General features: G+C 71.0%; 12 protein-coding genes and 1 pseudogene. 9 read left to right on the forward strand and 4 right to left on the reverse strand.

Features of this window, described 5'->3' with window-relative positions; translation table 11 throughout:
• Nucleotides 1–41: 41 nt before the first annotated feature.
• The 5 genes from GXW71_RS28415 (at nt 42) to GXW71_RS28435 (ending at nt 6799) form a co-directional block, all read left to right on the forward strand.
• Nucleotides 42–674, forward strand: coding sequence for a TRAP transporter small permease subunit (locus GXW71_RS28415; protein ID WP_211856088.1), 633 nt, complete (start codon nt 42–44; stop codon nt 672–674).
• Complete coding sequence (locus GXW71_RS28420; protein WP_211856089.1) at nt 671–2077, forward strand: TRAP transporter large permease; 1407 nt, start codon at nt 671–673, stop codon at nt 2075–2077. The genes GXW71_RS28415 and GXW71_RS28420 overlap by 4 nt, the downstream gene beginning before the upstream one ends.
• A 19-nt stretch (nt 2078–2096) precedes the next feature.
• Nucleotides 2097–2771: a hypothetical protein gene (locus GXW71_RS28425; RefSeq protein WP_211856090.1), complete on the forward strand. Its 675-nt coding sequence runs from the start codon at nt 2097–2099 to the stop codon at nt 2769–2771.
• Nucleotides 2772–2984: 213 nt separating this feature from the next.
• On the forward strand, nt 2985–4691 hold the full coding sequence (locus tag GXW71_RS28430) for an MFS transporter (RefSeq protein ID WP_367617389.1): 1707 nt from the start codon (nt 2985–2987) through the stop codon (nt 4689–4691).
• A 209-nt stretch (nt 4692–4900) separates the two neighbouring features.
• A complete protein-coding gene (locus tag GXW71_RS28435) occupies nt 4901–6799 on the forward strand; it encodes an AMP-binding protein (RefSeq protein WP_211856091.1) in 1899 nt (632 codons plus the stop codon).
• A gap of 14 nt (nt 6800–6813) precedes the next feature.
• Here GXW71_RS28435 and prfB read toward each other — a convergent pair.
• The 3 genes from prfB to GXW71_RS28450 all read right to left on the reverse strand — a co-directional run bounded on the left by prfB (nt 6814) and on the right by GXW71_RS28450 (nt 11494).
• Nucleotides 6814–7945, reverse strand: a protein-coding gene (gene prfB, locus GXW71_RS28440; protein WP_211856092.1) for a peptide chain release factor 2 whose coding sequence is annotated in 2 segments (ribosomal slippage) — nt 6814–7875 and nt 7877–7945 — 1131 coding nt in all. Because the reading frame shifts where the segments join, the coding sequence is not laid out codon by codon here.
• A 114-nt stretch (nt 7946–8059) separates the two neighbouring features.
• On the reverse strand, nt 8060–10669 hold the full coding sequence (locus tag GXW71_RS28445; protein WP_211856093.1) for a penicillin-binding protein 1A: 2610 nt from the start codon (nt 10667–10669) through the stop codon (nt 8060–8062).
• Nucleotides 10670–10759: 90 nt separating this feature from the next.
• Nucleotides 10760–11494 (reverse strand): DsbA family protein, encoded by a 735-nt coding sequence (locus tag GXW71_RS28450; protein ID WP_246526970.1) that lies wholly within the window; start codon nt 11492–11494, stop codon nt 10760–10762.
• Between the two features lie 382 nt (nt 11495–11876).
• Between GXW71_RS28450 and GXW71_RS28455 the strand changes: the two genes are divergently transcribed.
• The 4 genes from GXW71_RS28455 to GXW71_RS28470 all read left to right on the forward strand — a co-directional run bounded on the left by GXW71_RS28455 (nt 11877) and on the right by GXW71_RS28470 (nt 16545).
• Nucleotides 11877–13256: a gamma-glutamyltransferase gene (locus GXW71_RS28455; RefSeq protein ID WP_246526971.1), complete on the forward strand. Its 1380-nt coding sequence runs from the start codon at nt 11877–11879 to the stop codon at nt 13254–13256.
• A 107-nt stretch (nt 13257–13363) separates the two neighbouring features.
• On the forward strand, nt 13364–14485 hold the full coding sequence (locus GXW71_RS28460) for a pyridoxal phosphate-dependent aminotransferase (protein WP_246526972.1): 1122 nt from the start codon (nt 13364–13366) through the stop codon (nt 14483–14485).
• A gap of 108 nt (nt 14486–14593) precedes the next feature.
• Nucleotides 14594–15295: an ArsR/SmtB family transcription factor gene (locus GXW71_RS28465; RefSeq protein ID WP_211856096.1), complete on the forward strand. Its 702-nt coding sequence runs from the start codon at nt 14594–14596 to the stop codon at nt 15293–15295.
• Nucleotides 15292–16545, forward strand: a complete 1254-nt coding sequence (locus GXW71_RS28470) for an MFS transporter (protein WP_211856097.1) — start codon at nt 15292–15294, stop codon at nt 16543–16545. Before GXW71_RS28465 ends, GXW71_RS28470 begins: the two co-directional genes overlap by 4 nt.
• A 10-nt stretch (nt 16546–16555) precedes the next feature.
• Here the strand turns inward: GXW71_RS28470 and GXW71_RS28475 are convergent.
• Nucleotides 16556–17139 (reverse strand): annotated as a pseudogene (locus GXW71_RS28475) (hypothetical protein); the annotation flags it as partial.

Raw genomic sequence — 17139 nt, forward strand, 5'->3', positions numbered from 1 at the left:
CACCGGGGCGGCGGTGTCATGTCGAGGGGAAGGAAAGACACATGCAGGGCCTGCTTCTCGGCATCGACCGGCTGAGCACCCTGGTCGGCCAGGCCTTCGCCTGGTGCATCCTGCTGCTGACCGGCACCATCGTCTACGAGGTCTTCGTCCGCTACGTCTTCCGCGCGCCGACGACCTGGGGATACGACGTCTCCTACATGCTCTACGGCACGCTGTTCATGATGGCGGGCGCCTATGCGCTGAGCCGCAATGGGCATGTGCGCGGCGACTTCCTGTACCGGAATTTCCGGCCGTCGCTGCAGGCCTGGTTCGACCTGGTGCTCTACCTGCTGTTCTTCTTCCCCGCGATCTTCGCCTTCATGATCTCCGGCTGGCACCATTTCACGGAGAGCTACGGGCAGAACGAGCGCAGCATGTTCAGCCCGACCGGGCCGATCATCTGGCCGTTCAAGTTCCTGATCCCGCTGGTCGGCCTGCTGCTGCTGCTGCAGGGCCTGGCGGAAGTGGTGCGCTGCGCCCGTTGCATCCGCGCCGGCGCCTGGCCGCAGCGCCTGTCCGATGTCGAGGAACTCGAGCAGAAGATCCTGGCCGCGGCGGAGGCCAAGGGCGCCGAGGCGGCGGCCGAGATCGCCTTCCATTCCGAACACGCGGGCGATGAAAGGTCCGGCCGATGAGCGACGGCGTGCTGGGCCTCACCCAGCTCTTTCTCTTCCTCTTCTTCATCATGCTGGGCTTCCCGATCGCCTTCACGCTGATGGCGATGGGGCTGTTCTTCGGCTACCTCGGCATGGGGCCGCTGATCTTCGACCTGCTGGTGCAGCGCACCTATTCGGTGATGGCGAACGACGTCCTCATCTCGGTGCCGCTCTTCGTCTTCATGGGCTACATCATCGAACGCGCGAACATCCTCGACCGGCTGTTCCGCTCGCTCCAGATGGCGTCCGGCAATATCCCGGGCTCGCTCGCGGTCGCGACCCTCGCGACCTGCGCGCTGTTCGCGACCGCGACCGGAATCGTCGGCGCTGTCGTGACCTTGATGGGCCTGCTCGCCTTCCCGGCCATGCTGCGCGCCGGCTACGACGTGAAGCTCGCCTCCGGCGTGGTGGCGGCCGGCGGCTGCCTCGGCATCCTGATCCCACCCTCGATCCTGCTGATCCTCTATGGCGCGACGGCGGGCGTCTCGGTCGTGCAGCTCTATGCCGCCGCCTTCATCCCCGGTGTCATGCTCGCGGGGTGCTACATCCTCTATGCGATGGGCATCGCGATCGTGAAGCCTTCGGTCGCGCCAAGGCTGCCGCCGGAGGAGGTGAACGTCCCCTTCACCACCATCCTGGTCTCGCTGGTCACCTCCTTCTTCCCGCTGGCGCTGCTGATCGCGATGGTCCTGGGCGCCATTCTCATGGGGCTCGCGACGCCGTCCGAAGCCGCGGCGATGGGCTCACTCGGCTCGATCATCCTGGCGATCGCCTATCGCAGCTTCAGCGTCGCGAAGCTGAAGGAAAGCGTGTTCCTGACCGCGCGCACCAGCGCCATGGTGTGCTGGCTCTTCGTGGGCTCGGCGATCTTCAGCAGCGTCTTCGGCTATCTCGGCGGCCAGCAGCTCGTGGAGGAATTCTTCAAGGGCCTGCCGCTCAACAGCTTCACCTTCATGGTGCTGGCGCAGATCCTGATCTTCATCCTCGGCTGGCCGCTGGAATGGACCGAGATCATCGTGATCTTCGTGCCGATCTTCCTGCCGCTGCTGGACGATTTCGGCGTCGACCCGCTGTTCTTCGGCATCATGATCGCGCTGAACCTGCAGACCAGCTTCCTGTCGCCACCGGTCGCGATGGCGGCCTTCTACCTGAAGGGCGTCGCGCCGAAGCATGTGCGGCTCGAGGACATCTTCCGCGGCTGCATGCCCTTCATCTACATCGTGCTGATGTGCATGGCGCTGATCTACATCTTCCCCGGCCTGGTGCATTACCTGCCGAACCGGCTCTACGGCGGCGGTGGCAGCGGCACCCCGACGCTGATCGACCGCCCACCGGAGGGCGGCTTCCAGGAGGAGGAGGTGACGCTGCCGAACCTCAACTGAGGCAGGCGGCGCAACGCCCATGGATCGGATCGACGCGATCGCCGGCTGGCTCGCCGAGGCGGTGGAGACCGGCAATCCGCTGGCGCCGCTACCGCCCGAGTTGATGCCCGCCGATATCGAGGAAGGCGAGGCCGTGGCCGCCGCCATCCTCGACCGCATGGGCCTGGCGCCGGTCGGGCTCAGGGTCGGACCGGAAGGCGTGGCGGGGCCGGTGCTGGCACCGCGGTTGCTGCCCGACGGCGCGACACTCGCCCTCTCCGCGCTCCGTCATGCGCGGGCGACGCCGGCGTTGGTCGCGGTGCTCGGCGCCGATCTCGATGCGACGGCGCCGCCGGTCTTCGCGGGCCTGCACCCGGCGATCGATCTGGCGGCCAGCCGCTTCCGCGACGGACCGGCGAACGAGGCCTGCCTCGCGGCCGATCTCGCCGGCCTTGGGCTGATCGTCGCCGGGCGGCGGAAGCCTATGCCTGCGGCCGCGCTGCGTCTGACCATCGACAGACGGCCGGCCGGCCTCGTGGATCCGATGGCAGCGCTGGCGCCGGCCATCGCCGCCGCGCGGCGGCTTGGCGGGTTGCCGGCGGGAGCGGTGCTGGTCGCGGCCGGTCTGGGGCCGAGCCTGGCCCCGTCGCCAGGCGGGTCCTTGAGCCTGGGGTTCGGAACACCCGTTGGCCGTGTGAAGGCTGCCTTCGCCTAAATACTCGTATCCAAATCCCGCGCCGTGCGACTTGCCGCGTCAGTAACCGACTCGTTCACCAATGCTTCCATCACGTCCGTTTTATGCGCTATGCCGGAACGCGTGTTCCGGCACCGCGCCGCCACGGCGCGGGCGGGGCGGGGGATCGCGGCCAAGCGCGATCGCAGACAATGGGCAACCGACGGGCGCCAGCCCAAGTGAGGGAGGAACTGCGTGAGCACTTCTGTGGCAGCGGCGGGCGCCGCGCGTCCGATGACGCGGGAGGAGAAGAAGGTCATCGTCGCCTCCTCCCTCGGCACGGTTTTCGAATGGTATGATTTCTACCTCTACGGCTCGCTGGCGGCGATCATCGGCGCCAAGTTCTTCGGGCAGTTCGACCCGACCACCCGCAACATCTTCGCGCTGCTGGCCTTTGCCGCCGGCTTCCTGGTGCGTCCCTTCGGCGCGCTGGTGTTCGGGCGCCTCGGCGACCTGGTCGGCCGCAAGTATACCTTCCTGATCACCATCGTGATCATGGGCACCTCGACCTTCCTGGTCGGCATCCTGCCCACCTCGGACCAGATCGGCATCACCGCTGCGGTCATCCTGATCATCCTGCGGCTGCTGCAGGGCCTGGCGCTCGGCGGCGAATATGGCGGCGCCGCGACCTATGTGGCGGAGCATGCGCCGCAAGGGCGGCGCGGCTTCTACACGAGCTGGATCCAGACCACCGCGACCATGGGCCTGTTCCTGTCGCTGATCGTGATCCTCTTCACCCGCACCATCCTCGGCGAAGAAGCCTTCGCGGATTGGGGCTGGCGCATTCCCTTCCTGATCTCGGTGCTGCTGCTCGGCATCTCCGTCTGGATCCGGCTGCAGCTCCAGGAAAGCCCGGCCTTCCAGAAGATGAAGGCGGAAGGCACCGGGTCGAAGGCGCCGCTTTCCGAAGCCTTCGGGCAATGGAAGAACGCGAAGATCGCGCTGATCGCCCTGCTCGGCCTCACCGCCGGCCAGGGCGTCGTCTGGTACACGGGCCAATTCTACGCGCTGTTCTTCCTCCAGAGCATCCTGAAGGTCGATGGCTACACCGCGAACCTGCTGATCGCCTGGTCGCTGATCCTCGGCACCGGCGGGTTCATCCTGTTCGGCTGGCTGTCGGACAAGATCGGCCGCAAGCCGATCATCCTGGCCGGCTGCGCGCTGGCCGCGGCGACCTATTTCCCGCTGTTCCAGACCATGACGCGGGAAGCGAACCCGGCGCTCTACCAGGCGCAACAGACCATCCCGGTGACCGTGGTGGCACCCGCCGCGGATTGCCACTTCCAGTTCAACCCGACCGGGACGGCGACCTTCACCAGCGCCTGCGACATCGCCAAGGCGGTGCTGGCCAATCTCTCGGTGCCCTACCGCAGCGAGGTGTCGCCGCCCGGCACCGTGGCCGCGGTGCGGGTCGGCACCGCCTCCGTCGCGTCCTTCGACGCGACCCAGGCGGGGGCGGAGGCGCCGGCACGCCGGGCGGCCTTCACGCGGGAGCTGACCGCGGCGCTGACCGCGGCGGGCTATCCCGCGGCCGCCAACCCGTCAGTCGTGAAGATGGCGCATCCCTTCGACATCTTCCGTCAACAACCGGCGGTGATCATCGGGATCCTGTTCATCCTCGTGATCTACGTGACCATGGTCTACGGGCCGATCGCGGCGGCGCTGGTCGAGCTGTTCCCGACCCGCATCCGCTACAGCGGCATGTCGCTACCCTACCATATCGGCAATGGCTGGTTCGGCGGCCTGTTGCCGGCGACCGCCTTCGCGCTGATCGCGGCCACCGGCGATATCTACTACGGCCTCTGGTACCCGATCGTCTTCGCGATCATGACGCTGATCATCGGCATCATCTTCGTGCCGGAAACCAAGGACCGCGACATCTTCGCGAACGACGGCCGCTGACACGCGGCATATCGGCCTGACGGAAGGGCGCCGGGGCAACCCGGCGCCCTTCGCATTTGTGGGCTGGGGTGCGCCAAAGCAGATCCTGTTCAGATGGCATCATCTGAACAGGTGAAGATGCTCGGCAAGACAAGGAGCTAGACCGGTGAAAGCGGAGCAACGCGAAGCGAAACCGGTCTAGCATCACCGCAAAGACGGAGGAGGCGCGCATGGACATCGAGCGCGGAAGCGGCGGCTATGATGCCGCCTATGCGGCCTGGCAGCGCGACCCGGACGGGTTCTGGGCGGCAGCGGCCCGTGGCATCGACTGGGCCAAGCCACCCGCCACGGTCTTCGCCGGTGATCAGGGGGTCTATGGCCGCTGGTTCCCGGACGGCGCCCTGAACACCTGCCACAACGCCCTCGACCGTCATGTCGCGACCGGGCGCGGCGACCAGGTCGCTTTCATCTGGGACAGCCCGGTGACCGGGCGGACCCTCCGCATCACCTATGCCGCGCTGCTGGCCCGCGTGGAAAAACTCGCCGGCGCCATGGCCGCGCGCGGGGTCGCGAAGGGCGACCGCGTCGTGATCTACATGCCGATGGTGCCGGAAGCCGCGATCGGCATGCTGGCCTGCGCCCGGCTCGGCGCCGTGCATTCGGTGGTGTTCGGCGGCTTCGCGGCGGCGGAGCTGGCGGCGCGCATCGCGGATGCGCAGCCGAAGCTGGTGCTCTCCGCCTCCTGCGGGATCGAGCCGGGGCGGATCGTCGCCTATAAGCCGCTGCTCGACGCGGCGATCGCATTGTCGCCGCACAAGCCCGACGCCTGCCTGATCCTGCAACGCGAGGCGCTGGCCGCCGAGCTGCTGCCGGGCCGGGACACCGACTGGCTGCAAGCGGAAGCCGCCGGCGTGCCGCACCCTTGCGTGCCGGTCGCGGCGACCGATCCGCTCTATATCCTCTACACCTCGGGCACGACAGGAAAGCCGAAGGGCATCCTGCGCGACAATGGCGGCCACGCGGTCGCGCTGCACAATTCGATCGGCATGCTGTACGGGCTGAAGACCGGCGACGTGATGTGGACCGCCTCCGATGTCGGCTGGGTGGTCGGGCATTCCTACATCGTCTACGCACCGCTCTTCGCCGGCCTCACCAGCGTGATCTACGAAGGCAAGCCGGTCGGCACACCCGATGCCGGCGCCTTCTGGCGGGTCTGCGCCGAGCATGACGTCAAGGCGCTGTTCACCGCACCGACCGCGATCCGCGCCATCAAGAAGGAGGATCCGGAGGGCCGGCTCATGCAGCGCCACGACCTGGGCAGGCTGGAGGCGCTGTTCCTCGCGGGCGAGCGCTGCGACCCTCCGACCGCGCTCTGGATCGAGGCGCTGCTGAAGAAGCCGGTGATCGACCATTGGTGGCAGACCGAGACCGGCTGGTCCATCACCGGCAATTTCCGCGGCCTCGGCCTGTTCCCGATGCGTGCGGGCTCGGGCGGCAAGCCGGCGCCCGGCTACCACGTGGCAGCACTCGATGAGGCCGGCCAGCCGGTGGCGCGTGGGCAGATCGGCACGCTCGCCATCCGCTTGCCGCTGCCGCCCGCCGCGCTGCCGACGCTGTTCAACGCCGATGACCGCTTCCGGAGCGCCTACCTCGAACGCTTCCCCGGCTGGTACGACACCTCGGATGCCGGGATGGTCGATCCGGAGGGCTATGTCTCCGTGATGTCGCGCACCGACGACATCATCAATGTCGCCGGCCATCGCCTCTCGACCGGAGCGATGGAGGAGGTGTTGGCGGCACATCCGGATGTCGCGGAATGCGCGGTCGTCGGCGTGAAGGATGCGCTGAAGGGTCAGGCGCCGCTCGGCCTCGTCGTGCTGAAGGCCGGCGTCGCGCGCCCGGACGCGGAGATCGCGCGGGAGCTGGTGGCCATGGTGCGCGACCGCATCGGGCCGGTCGCCGCCTTCAAGGAAGCGCGCGTGGTGCAGCGCCTGCCGAAGACGCGCTCCGGCAAGATCCTGCGCGGCACCATGCGCAGAATCGCCGATGGCGAAGATTACGTCGTGCCGCCGACCATCGATGACCCGGCGATCCTCGGTGAACTGGAAGGACTGTTGCGGCGCGCGTAACGCGCGCCGCAAACCTACTCCGCGCTGGCGCTCGCTTCGCTCCGCGTCGTACCGACGCGGCTCGCCAGCGCCGCGGCCATGAAGGCATCGAGGTCGCCGTCCAGCACCGCCGCCGGATTGCCCTTCTCGATCCCCGTCCGCAGATCCTTCACCATCTGATAGGGCTGCAGCACATAGCTGCGGATCTGGTGGCCCCAGCCGATATCGGTCTTGCCGGCCTCGACCGCGTCGCTGACCGCTTCGCGCTTGCGCAGCTCCAGCTCATAGAGCCGCGCCTTCAGCATCTCCATCGCGATGGCGCGGTTGCGATGCTGGCTGCGGTCCTGGGTGGAGGCGGCGACGATGCCGGTCGGGATATGGGTGAAGCGCACCCCCGATTCGGTCTTGTTGACGTGCTGCCCGCCGGCGCCGGAGGCGCGGAAGGTGTCGGTCTTCAGATCCGCCGGGTTGACCTCGATCTCGATGCGGTCGTCGATCACCGGATAGACGTAGACGCTGGCGAAGCTGGTCTGCCGCCGCGCCGCCGCATCGAAGGGGCTGATGCGCACCAGCCGGTGCACGCCGGTCTCCGTCTTCAGCCAGCCATAGGCATTGGGGCCGGTGACCTGGAGCGTCGCCGACTTGATGCCGGCCTGCTCGCCCTCGCTCTCCTCGGTCATGACGACCTTGTAGCCACGGCGTTCCGCCCAGCGCTGATACATGCGCAGCAGCATCTGCGCCCAGTCTTGCGCCTCGGTGCCGCCGGCACCGGCGTTGACCTCGAGATAGGCGTCGTTGGAATCGGCCTCGCCCGAGAGCAGGCTCTCGATCTCGCGGCGCTTCGCCTCCTCGGCCAGGCGCTGCAGGTCAGCGACGGCCGCGTCGGCGGTGCCGGCGTCACCCTCGGCCTCGGCGAGCTCGATCAGTTCCAGAGCGTCGGCGACTTCGCGCTCCAGCGCCTGCACGCCCTGGATCTGGTCGGCCAGCCGATTGCGCTCGCGCATCAGCACCTGCGCTTCCGCGGGCTTGTTCCAGAGGTCGGGCTCTTCCGAGCGTGCGTTCAGCTCGTCGAGGCGGCGGCGTGCGGCATCCCAGTCAAAGATGCCTCCTCAGCAGGGTCACCGAAGCGGTGATCTGCTCGTGCAGGTTGGTTGCGTCTGCTCTCATGGTCGGCGGCCTAGAGCAGATCGCCGCAGGGCGGAAGCGCCCGAAGGCTTGAATCTGCTCGTCAAAAGAAAAAATTTGAACCGGTCTGCGCTGACTGCGTCAGCGCAGACCGGTTCAGTACAGGCCGCCCAAGCCAGTGTCGAGGCCGGCGGCGCTTTCGCGGGCGCTTTCGCCGAGCCGCTGGGTGCCGGTGGTGTCGGTGCCCGGGCGGAAGGCTTCCAGGATGCTGCCATTGCCGACGGGTATGCGGACCAGCGCGACGCCGGGCGGCGCGCGGAAGGGCACCGGCGGGCTGCCGTTCAGCGCCGCCTGCAGCACGTCGTGGAAGATCGGCGCGGCGGTGCCGCCGCCGGTCTCCCCGGTGCCGAGGCTGCGCGGCTCATCAAAGCCAAGCCAGACGGCGATGACGATGTCCGGCGTGAAGCCCACGAACCAGTTGTCGCGGTAATCGTCGGTGGTGCCGGTCTTTCCGGCGACCGGCCGGTTGAGCCCGACAGCCGCCCGGGTGCCGGTGCCGCGCTGCACGACGCCCTGCAGCAGGCTCACCATTTGGTAGGCGGCGATCGGATCCGCGATCTGGCGGCGTTCGCCGGCCAGCGTCGGCGGCCCGGCTTCCGGCCCCTGGTCGCAGCCCGGCTCGCAGCGGCGCGGGTCGGCACGCCAGATCACCCGGCCGCGGCGGTCCTGCACGCTGTCGATCAGGGTCGGCGTCACCTGCCGCCCGCCATTGACGAAGCCCGCATAGCCCGCGGCCATGCGCATCACCGTCGTCTCCCCGGCGCCGAGCGCCATCGAGAGGTAGCGCGGCATGTTGGGGATGACGCCGAAATCGGCCGCGGTCTGCGATATCCGCTCCATACCGATATGTTGGGCGAGGCGCACGGTGACCATGTTGAGGCTGCTCTCGAGCGCCTGGCGCATGGTCACCCAGCCACGGCCGCCGCCCGAATAGTTGCTCGGCCGCCAGAGGCCCTGCGGGGTCGCGATCTCGATCGGCTCGTCCAGGAGCTGCTGGTTCGGCGGGATGCCCATGGACAGCGCCGAGATATAGACGAAAGGCTTGAAGGAGGAGCCGGGCTGGCGCATCGCCTGGGTGGCGCGGTTGAACCAGCTCCGCTCGAAGCTGTAGCCGCCGACCATCGCCAGCACGCGCCCGGTCGCGGGGTCGAGTGCCACGATCGCACCCTCCGCCACCGGCATCTGGCGCAGCGCCAGGCGTTCCGGGCGCGCCTGGGTGCGGCCTTGCGCCGCCGCGGCAGGCAATACTTCCACCATCACCACATCGCCCGGGCTCAGCACATCCTGCATGCGGCGCGGCGCGGCGCCGAGGCGGACGCCCTGGGTCGCGAGAAGCTGCGCGCCGGCGCCGCCGGGCGGCGCCGGGATCACCGGGCGGGCCCAGGCCATGTCCTCGAAGGGCAGCACGGCGGTGCGCGGCTGGGCGGGGGTGCGGGCGTCCGGACGCTCGGCCCAGCCAAGCCGGGCCTCGCGGTCGCGCACCTCCAGCGCCACGGCGAGCCGCCACTCCGGCTGCATGCCGGGCGGACGCTGGAGGGCATCCAGCGCCGGCAGCCATTCGGTGGGTGCCGCGGAGATGCGGGTCACCGGGCCGCGCCAGCCGCCGCGGCGGCGGTCATAGGTCATCAGCCCTTCGCGCAGCGCGCGCTCGGCCGCAGCCTGCAACGGCGGCTCCAGGCTGGTGCGGACGACCAGGCCGCCCATGGTGGTCTGCTCGGCACCGAAGCGGGCGATCAGGTCGCGCCGCACCTCCTCGGTGAAGTGCTGGCCGACGGCCACCATGTCCGGCCGGCGCGAGGGACGGGCCACGATCGGCTCCGCCTTGGCGGCGGCCGCCTCCTCCGCGGTGACGGCGCGGTCCTCGACCATGCGGTCGATGACCCAGTCGCGCCGCGCGCGGGCGGCTTCGGGGAAGCGGAAGGGGTTGTAGTTGTTCGGGGCCTTCGGAAGGATCGCCAGGAAGGCCATCTCCGCCAAGGTCAGCTCGTCGAGCGACTTGTTGAAGTAGTTCTGCGCCGCCGCCGCCACGCCGAAGGCCTGGGCGCCCAGGAAGATCTCATTCAGGTAGATCTCGAGGATGCGCTCCTTCGGCAGCGCCTGCTCCAGCCGCACCGCGAGGATCGCCTCGCGCAGCTTGCGGGTCATGGTGCGGTCATTGCCGACCAGCATGTTCTTGGCAACCTGCTGGGTGATGGTCGAGGCGCCGCCCATGCGCCGGCCGGAGCCGAGCTGCTCCACCGCCGTCAGCCCGGCGCGGATGATGCCGATGGGATCGACGCCGTGATGTTCCCAGAACCGCTGGTCCTCGGCGGAGACGAAGGCCTGCTGGAGCCGTTGCGGAATCGCCTCGATCGGCACGAAGACCCGGCGTTCGCTCGCCAGCTCCGCCATCAGCCGCGAATCGGCGGCATAGATGCGGCTCATCTGCGGCGGGTCGTAATCGGCGAGCCACCGGTAGTCCGGCAGGTCGGCGGCGATGACGCGATAGAGGCCGTAGCCGCCGACGCCACCCGCGACCGCCACGCCGGCGCCCAGGATCAGCAGCAGCTTCAGGACGCCGAAGCCGCGCCGACGCTTGCGGGCCGGGCGCTGCGGACGCTCCTTCTTCCTTTTCCCAGGCGCGGGCTCGGCATCGGGGGCCGGCGCGGCAGGGCCACGCCGGCGGGGATCGAGGGGCCCGTCCGGACGGAGATCACCGAGACTCATGCCCCTTCTCTACACCTTTCCCTTTGGCACCGCGACGATCCGACGGTTGCGGTGTGTTTCAACTGCGGGATTCCCAGGCCAATCGGGCGCTCAGCGCCGCGCCGCCCGCGCCTCCGCGACCATCTGGGTCAGTGTCTCGAGCGGCACCAGGCCGGGCACCAGCCGATCGCCGACGACGAGCGCCGGCGTGCCCTCGATGCCGAGCCGCCGGGCCAGCGCCACGTTCCCATCCAGCCGTGCCTGGATCGCCGGGTCGTCCATGTCGCGGCGCAGCCGGGTCCAATCGAGGCCAAGACGTTCCGCCACCGGCCGGATCTGCGCTTCCGCGACATCGCCGCGCAGCGCCATCAGGGCATCGTAGAGCTCGCCATACTTGCCCTGGCGCTGGGCGGCCAGCAGCGCACGGGACGCGACGACGGAGTTCGGCCCCAGGATCGGCAGATCCTTCATCACCAGCCGCAGATTGCCGTCGCGGCGCACCAGCTCCGTCATCACCGAGGTGAGCTGGCGGCAATAGGGGCAGCGCACGTCGAAGAACTCGACGACGGTGATATCGCCGCGCGGATTGCCGCGCACGGGGTCGGCGGCATCGGCGACGAGTTGCTCCCGCGCCTCGACCAATGCCCGGGCGGCGGCGGTGCGGCGCTCCTCGGCCTCCTGCGCCTCCACCGCCGCGAAGGCCTCGCGCAGGATCGACGGGTCCTCGCGGAGCGCGCGGCGCATGATCTCGATCACCTCGGTCCGCTGCGCCGGGGTGAAGGCCTCCTGCGCCCGGGCGGGCATGAGGAGGGCGAGGCAGAGCCCGAGGGCCAGGAACAGACGCATACGCATATCCTTCGGCGATGGCGGAGCTTTTGCCCTGCGTCGCCGCCAAGGGCAAAGCCTCCCGCCCCACAGTTCGTCCGGTATGCCCGGCAGGTCGCGCGATCTCACGCGATTGGGATCGGCTGGCCGGCGAGGGACGGGAGCGCCGGATCGGGCTGGCATGGACGAACATCCGGTTGCCCGGCGCCACGAAGGCGTTTATGGCCCAGGCCTGCGGGATGGTGATGCGCACCAGCGCGGGGTCGACGCCCGCGGCACCGAACAGGGGGTTCGCGAAGCTACGGATGAGACTTTCCGTTTCGGCATCGCGCACCGTCACCACAGGCGCGTCCGCTGGGCGCGCGCGCCGGAGGACGCTCCGGGCAGAATCAGGGACGCCAGAATGACGATGACGCCGCAGGTGATCGGGGCGAAGGCCTTCCGCGTGCCCCCGACCCTATCCCGGACCTCGAAGCCCCTGCATCGCGCCTCGGCGCTGCTGCTGGCGGCTGTCGCCGTTTCGGGATGTTCCTGGTTCGGCGGCTCGTCACCGGAGCGCGGACAGACCGGCTTCGTCAGCGGCTTCCTCGGCGGCGCCGCGGCCGAGGAGCCGCGCGCGGCGCTCGTCGCGCGCGAGGTCCTTTCGGCCGGCGGCAGCGCGACCGATGCGGCAGTCGCCGGCGCCTTCGCACTGACCGCCACCCTGCCCTCCCGCGCCGGGATCGGCGGCGGCGGCGCCTGCCTGGTCTATGAGCGCCAGCCCGGCACCACCCAGGCGATCCTGTTCGAGGCCGGGCCGCGCAGCACCCTGCCCCCCAACACCGACCGGCCGGCCGCCATCCCGATGATGGCGCGCGGCCTCTTCGCGCTGCACACAAGGGGCGGCCGGCTGCGCTTCGAGGAGCTGGTGCGCCCGGCCGAGGACCTGGCGCGCGGCAACGCGGTGTCCCGGAGCCTCGCCAACGACCTCGCCGCCGTCGCGGCGCCATTGCTGGCCGATCCGCAGGCGCGGGCGATCTTCGGGGCGCCGGGCGGCGGGCCGCTCGGCGAAGGGGCGCAGCTCGTGCAGCGCGATCTCGCGGTCACGCTCACGGCGATCCGGACCACCGGGCCGGGCGACCTCTACCAGGGCTCCTTGGCGCGGCGGCTGGAGGAGACCAGCCGGATGGCGGGCGGCGGGCTGACCGTCGAGGAGCTGCGCGCCGGGCAGGCGCGGCTGGTCGCCGCCGACGCGCTCAGGATCGGCAATGACACCGCGAATTTCCTGCCGGGCGGCATCGATGGCGGGGTGCAGCGCGCCTTCCAGGCGCTGCAGGCCGGGCAGCCCCCGGCCACCAGCGGTGTCGGCGCCGGCGCCTCGACCGGCCTCGTCACCTTCGATCGGGACGGCAACGCCGTGACCTGCGCCTTCTCGATGAACAACCTGTTCGGCACCGGGCGGGTGGCGCCGGGGACCGGCGTCGTGCTGGCCGCGGCACCGGGCCAGGGCTCGGTCCGGGCGGCGCCGCTCTCAGTGATGCTGATCCAGAACACCAACCTCCGCGCCTTCCGCCTGGCGGTGGCGGGTTCGGGGCAGGATGCGGCGCCGATCGCGGCAGCGGCCACGGCGCTGCGCGTGTTGCGCGGCGAGGCGCCGCAGGCCGCGATCCCGGCGGCCGCCCCGGAGCCCGGCCGCGTCGTCGCCGCCTCCTGCCCGCGCTATCTGCCGGGGGCGGGAAGTGAATGCACGGCGGCGGCCGACCCGCGCGGTTCCGGCATCGCGGTCGGCACGGCGCTTCGCTGATGGCCCCAGCGGGCGGAGCGTCCGATTCAGACCTCCGGGCGCTTCGGCCCTCCGGTCGTCGGGCGCTCAAGGTCGGTCGCGGCGCCGAGGCTCCACCCTTCCTGGTCATGGACGTGATCGCGGCCGCCAATGCGCGCGCCGCGGCGCTGCCGGCCGGCGCGCCGGGGATCCTCCGCATGGAGGTGGGCCAACCCGGCACCGGCGCGCCGAAAGGGGCTGCCGAGGCGGCGATCCGGGCGCTGCGGGCGGGCGCCCCGATGGGCTACACGGAAGCCTTCGGCCTGCCGACGCTCCGGGCGCGGATCGCCCGGCATTATGCGGAACGCTATGGCGTCGCGGTGGCGCCGGGCCGTATCGCAGTGACGGTCGGCGCCTCCGGTGCCTTCCCCCTCGCCTTCCTGGCGGGCTTCGATGCCGGCGATGCCATCGCCATGGCCGCCCCCTTCTACCCGCCCTATGCGAATATCCTGACCGCGCTCGGCATGCGGCCGCAGATCCTGCCCTGCGACGCGACGACGCGCTTCCAGCCGAGCATCGCCATGCTGGAGGCGCTGGATCCGCGACCGGCGGGGCTGATCATCGCCTCCCCCTGCAATCCGGCCGGCACCATGCTGGCGCCGGCGGAGATCGCGGCGATCGCTGCGTGGTGCGACGCGAACGGTGTGCGGCTGATCTCGGACGAGATCTATCACGGCCTGACCTGGGGCACGGTCGCCGAGAGCACGGCGGCGGCCGTCTCCTCCAGCGCCATCATCGTGAATTCCTTCTCCAAATACTGGTCGATGACCGGCTGGCGCATCGGCTGGCTGGTGCTGCCGGAGGACCTGGTCCGCCCGGTCGAGCGCCTGGCGCAGAACATGTTCATCTCGGCCCCGCATGTGGCCCAGGTCGCGGCCGAAGCGGCGATGGACTGCGTCGAGGAGCTGGAGGCCAACAAGGCCGTCTATGCCCGCAGCCGCGCCCGGCTGCTGGACGGGCTGCCCAAGGCGGGCATCGACCGGATCGCGGCCGCCGACGGTGCCTTCTATCTCTGGTGCGACATCGGCGCCCTCTCCAACGACAGCGTCGATTTCTCCGCGCGCCTGCTGGCCGAGGCCGGGATCGCCGCGACCACCGGGCTCGATTTCGACCCCGGACGCGGGGCGCGCTTCCTGCGCCTCTCCTATTGCGGGGACGAAGCCGCGATGGCCGAGGCACCGGCCAGGATTGCCCGATTCCTCGGGCGCTGACCCGGCGTTATCCCCGGGCTTTGTGACAGCGGCGACCTCCGCCGCTTCGGCGGCGGGCGAAGCACGCTCGCCACAAACAGGGCAGGATGACCGGGAGAGGAACACGCCATGAGCAGCCCTGCCGATCTTGCCCGCCTCGCCGACCTGTTGGGCGATCCCACCCGCGCCGTGATGCTGCAGGCGCTGCTGGCCGGCGAAGCGCTGACTGCGGGCGAACTGGCGCGCGCCGCCGGGATCGGCGCGCCGGCCGCCAGCGCGCATCTGGCGAAGCTCGCCGAAGGCGGGCTGGTCGTGGTGCATCCCCAAGGCCGTCATCGCTATCACCGCCTGGCGTCGGAGGAGGTCGCGGCGGCGATCGAGACGCTGGGTGGCCTCGCCGCGGCCACCGCACCCCAGCGCCGCTGGCCGCATGGTGAGGCCTTCCGCACCGCACGGCTCTGCTACGATCACCTGGCCGGGCGGCTCGCCGTCGCGCTGCACGGGGCATTGGTCGGGCGCGGCTGGATCCAGCCCGCCGCCGGCGGCTGGACGGCGACCACGGCGGGTGAGGCAGGGCTGGCCGCGATGGGCGTCGACCTGAAGGCCGCGCGCACTGCCCGCCGATTCGCCTGCGACTGCATGGACTGGTCGGAGCGCCGGCCGCATCTGGCCGGCGGGCTGGCACGGGAGATCGCCTCCTGCTGCCTGCGCCGACACTGGCTGACCCGCGCCACGGCGGAATGCGCCGGCGACCCGCTGGCCCGGCGCCGCCTGGCACTGACACCGGAAGGCGGGCGGGCCCTGCACGCGGCACTCGGCCTCGCGGCGTGAGTCCACGGGACCTCGGGGGCGCCGGGCCGCGGCAGCCGGCGACCCGTCCTTCGGCGCGGATCTTCGCCGCCCTCGCCCTGGTGACCGGCGCCAGCCAGTTCCACCGCGCGGCGCTCGGCGTGGTCGGGCCGGAGCTGGCGGCCGATCTCGGCGCCGGCGCAGGGCTGCTGGGGGCCGCGAACGGCGCCTTCTTCGCGGCACTGCTGCTGATGCAGATCCCGGTCGGGCTGGCGCTCGACCGCATCGGGCCGCGACTGACGGTCGCCGCCCTCGCCCTGCCCTGCACCATCGGCGCCATCGGCCAGGGGCTGGCGGACAGCGCCGAGGCCTTCCTCGCTGCGCGCTTCCTGCTGGGCATCGGCTGCGGCGCCAGCTTCATGGCAAGCGTGGTCCTCTCGGCGCGCTGGTATGCGGGGCCGGGGCTCACGACCTCGCTCGCCCGCGTCTTCGCGACCAGCCAGTTGGGCATCCTGCTCGCCGGCGCACCCTTCGCGCTGGCCGCCGAATGGCTCGGCTGGCGCGGCGCCTATGCCGCGTCGGGCCTGCTGACGCTCGGGTTGGCGGCGCTGTGGTGGGTGTGGGTGCGCGACGATCCGCCCGACCGACCGGCGCCGCCGGGCCCGGCGGAGACCCTGGCGCAGGCGTTGCGCGGGCAGTTCTCCGTCTGGCGCACGCCGGGGCTGCTGCCGGTGCTCGCCATGCACCTGGTGGGCTATGCCGCGATGGCGACGGTCATCGCCGTCTGGGCCGGCCCCTATCTGGCGGAGGTGCACGGCATGGCGCCGGAGACGCGTGGCACCGTGCTCTTCATCATGGGGCTGGCGCTGGTGGCGGGGCTGCTGGTGGTGGGACCGATCGAGCGGCGGATCGGCTCGCGGCCCCGCACCGTGGCGGGCTTCGCCGCGCTCTCGGTGCTGATGCTGACGGCGCTTGCGCTCTGGCCCTCGGCGCCGTTGCCGGTGGCGGTCGCCTTGCTGTCGGCGCTCTGCCTCTGCTCCTGCTACCCGGTCGTGGTGGTGACCCAGGGACGCGCGCTGTTCCCCGACCATCAGGTCGGGCGCGGGGTCACCACGGTCAATCTGGCGCAGACGCTCGGCAGCGCGGCGCTGCCCGCGATGACCGGCTGGGTGGTGGGTTTCGTGAACCCGGCCTGGGCCTGGAATGCCGCCTTCGGCACGCTGGCGGCCTGCCTCGCCCTCGGGCTGGCAGGCTACCTGTCCGGGCGGCGCGGGACGCGCCGCCCGGATTGAGTGAGGGACGTCAGCGGCGCCACCAGCCGCGGCGCTTCGGCAGGGCTTCCGCGGCATCGGCGCCGAGCACGATCGGCTGCACCGGCGGCGCCGCGACGGGTTCGTCGGCAATCGCGGCCTCAGTCCCCGCCAGCGGTGCGGCGGAGGGGGTGAAGGGCTCCGGATCGCTGGGCGTGATCGGCTCCGGCTCGGTCGGATAGGCAGGCTCCGGCGTCGCCGGATGCGCGGGCTCGGGCTGCGGCACCGGGACCGGCTCGTGCGGGGGCGGCATCGGCTGGGGCGCCGGCTCCGGCGTCGCCGGTTCGACCGGCGGGTCGGAGGCCAGCGCCGCGATATCGGCCTCGACGGGTGCGGCGCGGCGCGGCGCGCGCGCGGCGGCCTCGGCCTGCGCCTCGGCGGCCGCCTCTGCGGCTTCCATCACCGAGAAGATGTCGTCGATCTGCCCGGCGAAGGGATCGGCCGGCGTGGGGCCGGCATAGCGTGGCGCACGCGGTGGGCGCGGCGCCGGGCGCTGTTCCTCGGCCACAGGCTCGGCGGCAGGCGCCTCACCCTCGGGCGCGGCCTCGCTGCCCTCCAGCGCGTCGCCGCGCCGGC

This window comes from Plastoroseomonas hellenica (genome assembly GCF_018129085.1).
GTDB lineage: Bacteria > Pseudomonadota > Alphaproteobacteria > Acetobacterales > Acetobacteraceae > Plastoroseomonas > Plastoroseomonas hellenica.